At 42.7% G+C, this 14,220-nt stretch carries 4 protein-coding genes; all 4 read left to right on the top strand.

Translation table 11 applies throughout. The features are described from left to right. On the top strand, positions 1–937 hold a 937-nt coding region (locus F6K52_RS19800; RefSeq protein WP_293081341.1), incomplete at its 5' end, for a beta-ketoacyl reductase. A gap of 67 nt (positions 938–1,004) precedes the next feature. After that, on the top strand, positions 1,005–6,635 hold the full coding sequence (locus F6K52_RS19805) for a type I polyketide synthase (RefSeq protein ID WP_293081344.1): 5,631 nt from the start codon (positions 1,005–1,007) through the stop codon (positions 6,633–6,635). Positions 6,636–6,645: 10 nt separating this feature from the next. After that, entirely contained in the window at positions 6,646–13,302 is a 6,657-nt protein-coding gene (locus F6K52_RS19810) for a type I polyketide synthase (protein WP_293081347.1), read from the top strand. 84 nt (positions 13,303–13,386) lie between these two features. After that, positions 13,387–14,220: polyketide synthase (locus F6K52_RS19815; protein ID WP_293081349.1), on the top strand; the 834-nt coding region annotated here is incomplete at its 3' end.

The following is a 14,220-nucleotide window of genomic DNA, read 5'->3' on the forward strand; positions in this document are numbered from 1 at the left end:
TTGGGAGAATTTTGCCAAAGTAATGGAACCAAAGGTAGGAGGAACTTGGCATTTACATCAATTTACCCAAGAGCTACCGTTAGATTTCTTTGTCTGCTTCTCTTCAATAGCTTCCTTAATCGGTTCACCAGGTCAAGGAAATTATGCTGCTGCCAATGCCTTTATGGATGCTTTGGCTAACTATCGTCGAAGTAGAGGATTGTCTGGATTAACTATTAACTGGGGTCCTTGGGCGTCTGGAGGAATGGCGAATAATTTAGCGGCTCAGCATCAAAATCGCATCCATACCAGTGGAGTTAATGATATTGCCCCCGAACAAGGAATGTCTGCCTTGGAGCAACTGTTAGCCAATCAAACTCTAACTGGACAAATTGGTGTAATATCTGTAGAGTGGTCATTATTGGCACAACAGTGGAGTAATCTAAATAAAAGTTCATTACTACAGGAACTATTACACCAAGATGAATTACAGCAACAAGATATTCTGAAGCAGAAGCTAGAACGAGAAATTTTAGATCAATTAGATAAGGCATCAGCAGGCGAACGTAAGGAAATTCTAAAGGAACACATTCGAGGGCAAGTAGCCAAGGTATTAGGCTTAAGTTCATCTCAATTACCAGAAATCAATTTGGGCTTTATGGAAATGGGGATGGACTCTTTGACAACAGTGGAATTAAAGAATCGATTACAAGCTCAACTAGGGATTACCTTACCTGGGACAGTAGCTATGGAATATCCCACAATTGACAAACTATCTCGGTATATATTTGAAGAAGTCATGGGATGGAAATCAGTAGCAGATTCCGAGAGGAATTTACCTGAACGAAAAGAGGTAGATGTAGATGAGCAGATTTTGCAAGTTATCGAAGATATCTCAGAAGAGGAATTTGAAGCACTAGCAGCTCAACAATTAGAAAAAATTAATAGTATGCTTTGATAAACTGCTGAAATAAGGACAGTTGAATTAATCAAAAAGTCAAATAATAAGTCAAGGATAAAAATTCATGGAACCGACTACCAACAAAGAGCAACTATCATTATCCAAACAGATGTTTCTGGCGCTAAAGCAAGCAGAAGCTAAGTTGGAGATGATGGAACTTGCCAAAAGTGAACCTATTGCCATTATTGGTATTGGTTGTCGATTCCCAGGAAATGCCAACACTCCAGAAAGCTTCTGGGAACTGTTAGCTAATGGTGAAGATGGAGTTAGAGAAATTCCACCTGAACGCTGGAATCCAGATTATTTTTACCATCCTGACCCTGATACTCCAGGGAAAATGTATATCCGTCATGCTTCCTTAGTGGATCAGGTAGATCAGTTTGAGCCTGAGTTTTTTGGCATCTCTCCGAGAGAAGCCCATAGCCTTGACCCACAACAACGTTTTCTTTTAGAAGTAACTTGGGAAGCTTTAGAAAGAGCGGGAATTAACCCCCAACAATTAGAAAATACCCACACAGGAGTGTTTCTAGGTATTGGTCAAAACGATTATGCTGATTTGGGCTTTAACCAACTGGAAAATATCAGCCCTTACGATGCTACAGGCAATGGCTTTTGTTTTGCCGCAGGTAGGCTATCTTACTTCTTGGGATTGCAAGGTCCATCTTTAGCAATAGATACAGCTTGTTCAGCATCTCTGGTAGCTATACATGAGGCTTGCCATAGTCTACGTCGGGGTGAGTCTAATCTGGCTTTAGCAGGAGGGGTACAACTGATGCTCTCTCCTCACGTTACCACCGCACTATCAAAATTGAAGGCTCTATCACCGGATGGCAGGTGTAAGACTTTTGATGCTGCTGCTGATGGTTATGGCAGGGGAGAGGGATGTGGCATGGTAGTACTTAAGCGCCTGTCTGATGCTCTTAAAGATGGTGACCAAATCTGGGCAGTGATTCGTGGTTCAGCGGTTAATCATGATGGACCTAGTAGTGGACTGACAGTACCTAATAAACTAGCCCAAGAACAGCTTATTCAACAAGCTCTCAAAGCAGCCAAAATAGAACCATCTCAGGTAGGTTATGTGGAAGCTCATGGTACAGGAACTTCCTTAGGGGATCCGATGGAAGTTAGAGCCTTAGGCACGGTGTTTGAGGAGGGACATAACCAAGAACATCCTTTGAGGATTGGTTCAGTTAAAACCAATATCGGTCACCTAGAAGCCGCAGCGGGAATTGCTGGTTTGATTAAAGTGGTTCTACAACTGCAACATCAAAAAATCGCACCATCACTGAATTTTAATCATCCCAACCCCTATATTGATTGGGGGAATATACCACTAGAAGTTCCCACTCAACTGACACCTTGGTCTTCACCCGGTGGCAAACGGGTGGGAGGAGTGAGTTCTTTTGCTATTAGTGGCACCAATGCTCATATAGTGCTCGAAGAAGCTCCTTCTCCAAAAAGTAAGAGTGAATGCGCTCATAAGCGTCCCCTACATCTGCTAACTTTATCAGCTAAGACTGCAAAAGCTCTCGAAGATTTAGTAACTCTTTATTCTAACTATCTCGAAACTAATCAAGGACTAGCCAGCGCAGATGTCTGTTACACAGCCAACACAGGAAGAGCTCATTTCAAACATCGATTAGCGGTTATTGCTGCTGACCGCAAAGAACTAGTAGAAAAACTACATTACCAGGAAACTGGGGAGCAAGTAGTTGGACTATTTTCTGGACATGCTAGCAAAAATCCACCGAAAATAGTTTTCTTGTTCACTGGTCAAGGTTCCCAGTATGTGAATATGGGAAGGCAACTCTACGAAACTCAGCCGACTTTCCGTAAAGCTTTGGAAGAATGTGACCAAATTTTAGAGTCCTATCTGGAATATCGACTCTTAGAAGTTCTCTATCCTCAAAATGCACCATCATCAAGCTCCTCTCTACTAGACCAAACAGCTTATACCCAACCCGCCTTATTTGCTATAGAGTATGCCTTGGCTAAGTTATGGGAATCTTGGGGAATTAAACCCAATGCGGTAATGGGTCACAGTGTGGGAGAATATGTAGCAGCAACAATAGCAGGAATTTTTAGTTTAGAAGATGGTCTAAAACTCATTGCAGCTAGGGGAAGGTTAATGCAACAGTTACCCTCTGATGGTGAGATGGTTTCAGTCATAGCTAAGGAGTCAAAAGTTCGTGAATTGATTACCCCCTACACAGACAAGGTCGCAATAGCTGCAATTAATGGACCAGAAAGTGTGGTTATTTCTGGTGAAACAGAAGCTATTGCAGCTATTGTCAATCAATTAGAGTCAGAGGGAGTCAAAACTAAAAGACTACAAGTATCCCATGCTTTTCATTCACCATTAATGGAACCGGTGTTGGCAGAGTTTGAAGCTATAGCTAATCAAGTTACCTACCATCAACCAAAAATACCACTAATTTCTAATGTTACAGGCACAAAAGTAGACAATAGTATTACCACAGCCAACTATTGGGTCAATCATATACGCCAGCCCGTAAAGTTTGCTGCTAGTATGGAAACCCTGCACCAACAAGGTTTAGAAATATTCCTAGAAATAGGAGCCAAACCAATATTATTAGGCATGGGACATCAATGTCTGCCAGAAGGGGTAGGTGTCTGGTTGCCTTCTTTGCGTCCTGCGGTAGATGAATGGCAACAGATACTCTCGACTTTAGGACAGTTGTATGTACATGGAGTTCAAGTCAATTGGTCAGAATTTGACAGAGATTATAACCACCAGAAAATTGTTTTACCAACTTATCCCTTCCAACGTAAAAGGTATTGGGTAGAAACGGCTAATGATTGGGATGGAAAAGCAATCTATGCAACTAAACTCCACCCTCTGATTAATCACAAGTTTCAATCTCCCTTATCCAAAGAAATCTTTTTTGAGTCTCATTTTAGCACTGAAAATCTGCCATTTTTAGCTGACCACATTGTGTATGAACAAGTGGTAGTTCCTGGTGCCGGTCATATCTCCCTCTTGTTAGCAGCGGCATCTTTAACCTTTGCCGCAACCGAATGTCAAATCGAGGATATTCTGTTTCCTCAAGCACTGGCAATTCCGGAACAAGGGGTGCGAACAGTTCAGGTAGTTTTGACACCGCAAAATAACTCTTTTTCATTTCAAGTGATTAGCTTTGACGACTCTTTAGAATCACAGATTAATCAAGTTTCAAACAATGGGAGTCACATCAGTGACTGGGCAGTTCATGCCACAGGGAAATTGTCTGTTGCTAATGCTGAGCAATCACTAATACCTCTAGAAGAAATTCAAGCCAGATGTAGCAAAAAAATAGATAGTGCAGAAATTTACCAGCATCTCTGGGATAGACAGATTCACTTAGGACAGAGTTTCCGTTGGATAGAGCAAGTATGGTTGGGAGAGGGAGAAGTTCTTTGTCAAATGAAAGTCCCAAAAACTATTCTGAATGCAACAAAGTATCAACTACATCCGACTCTAGTTGACTCGTGCTTTCAATCAATAATCGCACTTGTTTTAGATCAATCTGGCAATAAAAATGAAACATTTGTTCCATTCAGTATAGATAAATTTACTTTCTATAATAGTTCTGATAATGAGCTGCTTTGGTGTTATACCTGTGGCTCGAAAGATAAACAATCAGGAGAAAAATTCAAAGCCGATATACAATTGTTTGACCAACATGGGCAGCTAGTTGCTCAGGTTATTGGTTTTGAAGGTAGGAAAGCTAATTCAGATACCTTGCTGATGACTCTGGAAGCAGATTTGAGTCATTGGTTTTATAAAATAAACTGGCAATCCCAACCCCTACTCTTAAGTTCCCAATCTAATGAAAAGCAAACAAGTAATTGGCTAGTATTTGCACTGACGAATGAATTGACAGAGCTTATTGGAGAGGAGTTGCAACAGAGGGGACACAACTGTATTTGGGTATCTCCAGGTTCAGATTATCAAGAAATAGATGCTCAACATTATCAAATCAATCCCACTGTTACTGAACAATTCCAACAACTACTGCAAGACAATGCTGACATCAAAGGTATTGTGCATTTATGGGGTATCAATGAAACCAGTGATCCTGTAGTTATCAAAGATATAGAAACAGCCCAAGAATTAGGTTCTGGTACGGTACTACATTTAGTGCAAGCCTTAATTAAAACTGGACTAATTCATGTAATGCCAATGTGGTTAGTTACTCAAGGAACTCAGAGTGTATTAGATGAATCAGAAGTGAGCCAACCCCACCACGGCTCTCTGTGGGGACTAGGACGAGTTATTCGTCTGGAACATCCAGAATTAAACTGTTGCAGGGTTGATTTAGATTCCAAATCTCCTCTTGCTGAGACTATTCCCAAGTTGGTAGACGAACTGTTGTCTAATAATTATGAAGACCAGATTGCAATTCGTCAGGGAATTCGTTATGTCGCCCGATTAGTACGACAACAACAGCACAAATTAAGCTCACAAAAACTGTCAATTCAATCAGAAGCTTGTTATCTAATTACTGGTGGTTTAGGTGCATTAGGGTTACAGGTAGCTCAATGGTTAGTTGCTCAAGGTGCTCAACATCTAGTCTTAATTGGACGTAGTGCCCCCTCCGAAACCGCCAGGGAAATCATTGAGAACTTAGAAGCACTTGATAGTCAAGTATGTGTTTGGTCAGGAGATATATCAGAGCAAAGAGATGCCGTGAGGATTATCAACCAAATTCAAGACTCATTGCCACCACTCAAAGGAGTAATTCATGCAGCCGGGGTATTAGATGATAGCTTACTGCAAAATCTAAGTTGGCAGCAGTTTACGAAAGTTATGGCACCAAAAGTAGCAGGAACTTGGCATTTGCATCAACTCACTAAAGATTTACCTTTAGATTTCTTTGTCTGTTTCTCATCTATGGCTTCGATGTTGGGTTCACCAGGTCAAGGAAACTATGCTGCTGCTAATGCTTTTATGGACGCGATCGCTAATTATCGTCGTGGTATGGGACTACCAGGATTGAGCATTAATTGGGGACCATGGGCATCAGCAGGCATGGCAGCTAAGTTAGGGGATGAGCACTTAGATCGCTTGCATAACTCAGGGTTAAAATCCATTAGCCTTAATGAAGGAATGCAAGCCTTGGAAAAGTTGTTACAACTCGAAGTTCCTCAAGTTGGCGTGATGCCAATTAATTGGTCACAGTGGTTCGAGGTACAGGCAGGAACAACAATGCCAATGCTTAAGGATTTGGCTCCTTCTCAGTCAAAATCATCCCAGGAAGGATGGTTTATTAAACACTTAGAAGCTGTCTCCCCTGAACAACGTCGCCAGCTACTGACTAAGGAAGTTCGTTCGCAGGTTGCTCAAATACTTGGGATTGCAGATCCAGAGCAAATAGATTCTCAGGTTGGATTGTTTGATATAGGAATAGATTCATTAATGCTGACAGAACTCAGGAATCGCTTGCAATCAAGTTTGGGGTGTCGCTTGTCAGCAACCACTTTGTTCAATTACAACACTATTGATGATTTAGTGGATTACCTAGCTCAAGACGTCTTACAACTAGATAATGTTGGCATTGACATTCAGGACAATAGTCCTGTCGAGACTCCAATTGAGATGAGATCTGATCTTGATAACATGGATCAAGATCAGGTCGAGACCTCTATTTCTCAGGAACTGGAAGAGTTAGAAGTTTTATTAAGAAAAGGCTAAGGTAAGTAAAATGACTTCTCAATCATCTGAACAGCTTTCATCTTCTAAGCGTTTGCTTCTTGCTTTGCGGGATGCTAAAACTAAACTGCAAGCTATCGAGCAAGCCAATACAGAACCCATTGCTATTATTGGCTTAGGGTGTCGCTTTCCCAAATCACCGAATACTGAAGTCTTTTGGCAGTTACTGGAACAAGGGATGGATGCAGTCACTGAGGTGCCGAAAGAACGTTGGGATATTGAGCAGTATTACGATCCAAATCCTGATGCCACAGGCAAAATGTATACCCGCTTTGCCAATTTCATCACGGATGTAGATAAGTTCGATCCTGAGTTTTTCAAAATTTCTCCTCGCGAAGCCAAGAAGCTGGATCCTCAGCACCGATTACTTTTGGAGGTTTGTTGGGAGAGCCTCGAATACGCAGGTTTGTCTCCCCTTGCTCTCAGAGGTAGTCAAACAGGAGTCTTCGTCGGCATGATGAACCATGACTACGGGCAGTTGGCAACAAATCCTGCGGATTGGCACACTGCCTCCGGCAATGGCTCTTTTCTTGGAGCTGGAAGGATTGCTTATACCCTGGGACTGCAAGGACCAACTTTAAGTGTGGAAACAGCTTGTTCTTCTTCCCTCGTAGCCTGCCATCTGGCTTGCCAGAGTCTACGCAACCAGGAGTGCAACATTGCTTTAGTGGGTGGGGTAAATCTTATGCTCACTCCCGATGGGAGTGTAATACAGTCTCGCTCTAAGATGAATTCACCAGATGGCCGTTGTAAAACATTTGATGAGAGTGCTGATGGCTATGGACGAGGAGAGGGATGTGGAGTAGTTGTTCTCAAACGATTGTCAGAAGCACAAGCTGACGGAGACCAAATTCTAGCTCTTATACGAGGTTCTGCAGTCAATCATGATGGTCCGAGTAGTGGGTTGACAGTGCCCAATGGCTTAGCTCAGGAAGCCTTGATACAACAAGCTCTAACTAATAGTAAGGTTGAGGCTTCTCAGGTAGACTACATAGAATGTCATGGAACTGGGACCCCTCTTGGGGATCCGATTGAAGTGGAAGCTTTGGTCAATGTATATGGTAAGAATCGTCCTCAGGATCTACCCATCATTATTAGTTCTGTCAAAACGAATATTGGTCACTTAGAGGGAGCAGCAGGAATTGCTGGATTAATCAAGACTATTCTGTGTTTACAGAATGAAAAGATTCCTCCTCATCTTCATCTAAAACAGCCTAATCAACGAATTCCTTGGGAAGAGATACCCGTAGTAGTGCCGACAGAAGCAAGATCTTGGTTGCGGGGGGATAAAACTAGAATCGCGGGAGTTAGCTCCTTTGGTCTGAGTGGAACTAATGCTCATGTGATTGTAGAGGAGGCACCAAAAGAAGGCAACAGGCAAATCTCCTCTTTGTCCCTCCAAGGGGGAAAGGCAACCGGCAACGGAAAAGATGTACCAATACGTCCTATTCATCTATTAACTCTTTCAGCTAAAACTCAAACAGCTCTTGATGAGTTGGTCAGTAGTTATGAAAATTATCTCAAAACCCATCCAGAATTAATAATAGCTGATATTTGCTATACAGCGAATACAGGGCGTACCCACTTCAACCACAGACTAGCAGTTGTTGCCTCTAACCAACAAGAATTAGTGGAAAAACTTCGACAACAGCAACGGGGAGAAGAGGTAGCTGGGATCTACTCAGAAGAACTGCTCAACAATAGTACAGTTCCTGAAATCGCCTTTTTATTCACAGGACAAGGTTCCCAATACGTCAACATGGGAAGGCTGTTGTATCAACAAGCACCAGCCTTCCGGGAAGCGATTAATCAATGTGAGGAAATTCTCAGTAGCTTAGAAACCTTCCAAAACAGGTCATTACGAGAAATTCTCTATCCAGCAGACGACTTATCAGATTCATCCCTATTAGACCAAACAGCTTATACCCAACCAGCTCTATTTGCCATAGAATATGCTCTCTTCAAACTCTGGCAATCCTGGGGCATCAAACCAGATGTGGTGATGGGTCATAGCGTCGGAGAATATGTAGCTGCAACCGTAGCAGGAGTATTCAGCTTAGAAGATGGCCTGAAACTAATTGCTGCTAGGGGCTCTTTGATGCAGAAATTACCTGCGGGCGGAGCAATGGTTTCAGTGATGGCATCAAAGTCGAAAGTACTAGAGACTTTGAAGGCAATGTCCCGGTCAGAAAAAGTAGCCATCGCAGCCATTAATGGACCAGAAAGCACAGTCATTTCTGGGGAAGCAGAAGCAGTAGGAGCGATCGCCACTCACCTCGAATCCGTTGGCATCAAAACTAAACAACTACAGGTATCCCATGCCTTCCATTCACCATTGATGGAACCTATGTTGGCAGAGTTTGAAGATATAGCCAATCAACTCACCTACAATCAACCAAGGATACCACTAATATCGAATGTCACAGGCACAAAAGCGGACAATAGCATAGCGACAGGCAAATATTGGGTAAATCATGTGCGCCAACCAGTGCAATTTGTCCAGAGCATGAAAACTCTGCACCAGGAAGGATCTGAATTATTCCTGGAAATCGGACCTAAACCAATTTTGTTAGGTATGGGGCGTCAATGTCTACCGGAAGAGATCGGTGTGTGGTTGCCCTCATTACGTCCGGGAGTGGATGAATGGCAGCAGATGCTCTCGAGTTTAGGACAGTTGTATGTGCAGGGAGCTAAAGTAGATTGGTTTAAATTTGACCAAAACTATAACCGGGAGAAAGTAATATTGCCCACTTATCCCTTCCAAAGAGAAAGGTATTGGGTAGAAACTCAAAATGGCTACCAACCAAAACCCTATGGGTCAACCGCCAAAAACCTGCATCCGTTACTAGGAGAAAAACTCAACCTAGCAGGAATAGAAAATCAACATCGTTTTCAATCATACCTAACAGCAGAATCTCCAGCCTACCTGAGTCACCACCAAGTATTTAACAAGGTGCTCTTTCCAGCCACAGGCTATTTAGAAATAGCCGCTGCAGTTGGGAAAAATTTGTTAACGACTGGAGAGCAAGTCGTAGTTTCTGATGTAACCATAGTGCGAGGGTTAGTTATACCAGAAACAGACATAAAGACAGTACAAACAGTAATCAGCACCTTAGAAAACAATAGCTATAAGCTTGAGATATTTAGTACATCAGAAGGTGACAATCAACAGGCAAACCAGTGGACATTGCATGCCGAAGGTAAAATATTTTTAGACTCAACTACCAACGCCAAAGCCAAAATTGACCTAGAGCAATACCAGAGAGAATGTAGTCAAGTAATAGACATCCAACAACATTATCAACAATTTAAGTCAAGAGGGATAGACTACGGCAACAGCTTCCAAGGAATCAAACAATTGTGGAAAGGTCAAGGGAAAGCCCTAGGGAAAATAGCCTTACCAGAGGAAATAGCAGGACAGGCAACAGACTATCAGTTACATCCAGCCCTATTAGATGCTGCTCTACAAATCCTAGGTCATGCTATAGGCAACACAGAAACAAATGAGCAAACCTATCTGCCAGTAGGAATAGACAAATTAAAACAGTATCGTCAGACAATAACTCAAGTATGGGCGATAGTAGAAATACCAGAAAAGACTTTAAAAGGAAGTATTAAATTAGTAGATAATCAGGGAAGTCTCCTGGCAGAAATTGAGGGATTAAGAGTAACGGCAACTACAGCCGATGCCCTATTGAAAAGCCTGCAACCAGATATTAGCCATTGGTTTTATCAGATCAACTGGCAAACCCAACCCCTACCATCAACTACCCCATCATCAGCAACTGACAAATGGTTAGTTTTCGCACAGGATACTCAACTGGTAGAAGCACTACAACGCAAAAGTCACGAGTCTATCAGAGTCTCACCAGGAGATACCTATAAGAAACTAACTCAGCAACACTATCAAATCAATCCCACCAGTATAGAACAATTTCAACAGCTGCTAGCAGAAAATTCAGGGATTACTCGGATTGTGTATCTGTGGGGAGTGCAGGAGAGCGAAAGCAAAGACAATCTAGAAATACAAACAGTTCAAGAACAAAGTTGTGCCACAGTGCTGCATTTAGTGCAAGCAATTATCAACAGCAAACCTGAAACCATCCCAAAACTGTGGTTAGTCACCCGAGGAACTCAAAGGGTAATCTCAGACTCAGAAGTAATCAACCCTGAGTATGGAAGCTTATGGGGACTAGGACGAGTCATTGCCCAAGAACACCCAGAATTAGGATGTAAACGCCTAGATTGTGACCCAAACTTAGAGCAGACTCAAATATTAGACTCCCTAGTAGCTGAACTCTTATCAGAAGATGTAGAAGACCAAATAGCGATACGTCAAGGAAGTCGCTATGTAGCCAGACTAGTACAAAAACCACAGCAAAACCAAATCACCTCAGCAGACCAACCGGTGCAATTAAAACTGTCAGAATACGGAGTCATAGACAACCTCAACTGGCAGCCAATGCAGCGGAAAACGCCCTTGGCAAATGAAGTAGAAATTGAGGTAGCAGCGGTGGGGCTAAACTTCCGAGACGTGCTCAATGCCCTCGGATTACTCAAAGACTACTATGCCGAACACTTTAACATTACTAGCGCAGAGCAACTAACATTCGGCTTTGAATGTGCTGGGAAAATCTCCGCAGTAGGAGAACAAGTTTCACAGTGGCAAGTAGGAGACGAAGTAATAGGATTACTCTTGCACGATGGCTTGAGCAGTTTCATTACCACCTCAGTAGAGTATGTAGTAGCCAAGCCCAAACAAATGAGTTTCAGCGAAGCGGCGACTCTACCCTTGACATTCCTAACTGCCCAATACGGGTTGCAGCACTTAGCCAAAATTCAACCAGGAGAGCGAGTATTAATTCATGCAGCAGCTGGTGGAGTAGGGCAAGCGGCAGTCCAAATAGCCCAAGTTGCAGGAGCAGAAATCTTTGCCACAGCTAGTCCAAGCAAATGGGAATTTCTCCAATCTTTGGGCATTAAACACATTATGAACTCCCGCACCCTAGATTTTGCCGAGGAAATCATGAAACGCACGGCAGGAGAAGGGGTAGATGTCGTGCTCAATAGCCTCAACGGAGAGTATATTCCCCAGAGCTTGGCAGTATTAACCCCAAAAGGCAGATTTGTGGAAATCGGCAAAATCGGAATTTGGGAAAAAGAGCAAGTCAAGGAAAAACGACCAGATGTGAGTTATTTCCCCTTTGATTTACAAGAAGCAGTCCAACAGCAACCGGGTTTAATTGGGCAACTATCAGAAGAATTAACCCAGCAGTGGAACCAAGGAAAACTCAAAGCCTTACCTCATAAAGTATTTCCTAGTACAGAAATTACAGCAGCCTTCCGGTACATGCAGCAAGCTAAACATGTAGGCAAGGTAGTGGTTTCCATGCCAGAAGCCCAAAGTGAGCCCAAATCTATCACAGCAGACGCAAGTTATTTGATCACTGGAGGATTAGGAGCCTTAGGATTGGAAGTAGCCCAATGGATGGTAACTCAAGGAGCAAGAAATATCGTTTTAACTGGACGTCGTGCTCCGAAGGAAACCGCACAAAAAATTATTGAGGAGTTGGAAACAGCTGGAGCCTCTGTGAGTGTATTACTGGGGGATGTTTCTCAACGAGAAGATCTGGCGAAAATTTTCCAGCAAATTCAGGCATCATTACCCCCCCTCAAAGGAGTAATTCATTCTGCCGGGGTGTTAGATGACGCATTAGTACAAAATATGAGTTGGTCACAGTTTACCAAGGTAATGGCACCAAAGGTCCAAGGAACTTGGTATTTGCATCAACTAACCAAAGATTTCCCCTTAGACTTCTTTGTATGTTTTTCGTCTATAGCTTCTATGTTGGGTTCACCAGGTCAAAGCAATTATGCTGCAGGGAATGGGTTTATGGATGCCCTAGCTCACTATCGTCGCAGTATGGGACTGCCAGGATTGAGTATCAACTGGGGAGCTTGGGCATCAGCAGGCATGGCCGCTAGTTTAGCAGTTCAAAATCAGCAACGGATGGAGAGCATGGGCTTAAGTGCCATAGAGCCAGAAAGGGGCATGCAGGCATTGGGGTCATTATTATCAGAATCTCAAAGCCAAGTGGGGGTATTCCCGGTTAATTGGTCACAATTTATCAGGCAGTTTCCTGGTGGACAAAAGATACCATTTTTGTCGGATTTCATTTCCCAAACACCATCATTAACTCAAAAGTCGGCATTTAGAGAAGAGCTAGAAGCAGCACTGGTTTCAGACCGTCACGAGCTATTAACAACTCACCTTCGCTTAGCGATCGCTAAAACATTAGGCTGGAAAGATACACAAAAGATCGGCATGCGTCAACCTTTATTTGACTTAGGATTAGATTCTTTGACAGCAGTAGAATTAAAAAATCGATTGGAGTCAAGCTTAGGAACAAGTTTAAGTTCAACACTGTTATTTGATTATCCTACAGTAGAAGCATTGGTAGAGTATTTAGCCAATGATGTCATGCCGATAGATTTCTCTTCTCATCTAGACCAAACAGAAAAAGCACTAGATGAAGAAGATGTTGTGGCGGACGGCTCATCCCAATTATCAGATATCACTGAACTTTCAGAAATTGAACTAGAAGCATCAGTTTTGCAAGAAATTGAAGCATTAGAAAAGTTAATCTGAACCGATGTGGCTATTGGTGTTTAAGTAAAGAAGCTAAACATCATACCTATAAAATTTAATACAACCTTATCCTTTGAAAACACCATGAACCTAAAACAAGAACAAGAAAAGGAACAATCACTCTCAGCCTTACAAAGAGCGCTTATAGCCCTTAAAGATGCACGCTCCAAACTAGAAAAATACGAAACTCAAAGCAAGGAACCCATAGCGATAATTGGCATGAGTTGTCGTTTTCCTGGTGGAGTAGACTCCCCAGAATCCTTCTGGCAACTACTCAATGATGGGGTTGATGCTATCTCTGAAGTTCCCTCAAACCGATGGAACATTAATAACTACTACGACCCAGACCCGGATGCTACGGGCAAAATTTCTACTCGTGACGGTGGTTTTCTCTCACAAATAGATGGTTTCGATGCTCCATTTTTCTGCATTTCACCCCGGGAAGTTCAAAGTCTAGACCCCCAACAACGCTTATTGCTGGAAGTAAGTTGGGAAGCAATAGAAAGAGCGAACATAGTCCCTGACCAATTGTTTAATAGTCTCACAGGAGTATTTATTGGCATTGGTAGTAGTGATTATTTAAATCAGCTGGCAACCAGTGAAGTACCACAGGCTTATTGGGGTACAGGTAATGCGCCAAGCGCTGCTACAGGTCGTTTATCATACATATTGGGACTGACAGGACCTAATCTGGCAGTAGAAACGGCTTGCTCTTCGTCTTTGGTATCCTTACATCTAGCTTGTCAGAGCCTGCGACAACAAGAATGCAATTTGGCTTTAGCTGGAGGTGTCAATCTACTTCTATCTCCTGAGACTAGTATTATTTTCTCTCAGGCTAAAATGTTATCTCCCGATGGTCGATGCAAGACCTTTGATGCCTCGGCAAATGGCTATGTACGTGGAGAGGGATGCGGAGTA

It is taken from the genome of Moorena sp. SIO3H5 (assembly GCF_010692395.1).
Taxonomy (GTDB): domain Bacteria; phylum Cyanobacteriota; class Cyanobacteriia; order Cyanobacteriales; family Coleofasciculaceae; genus Moorena.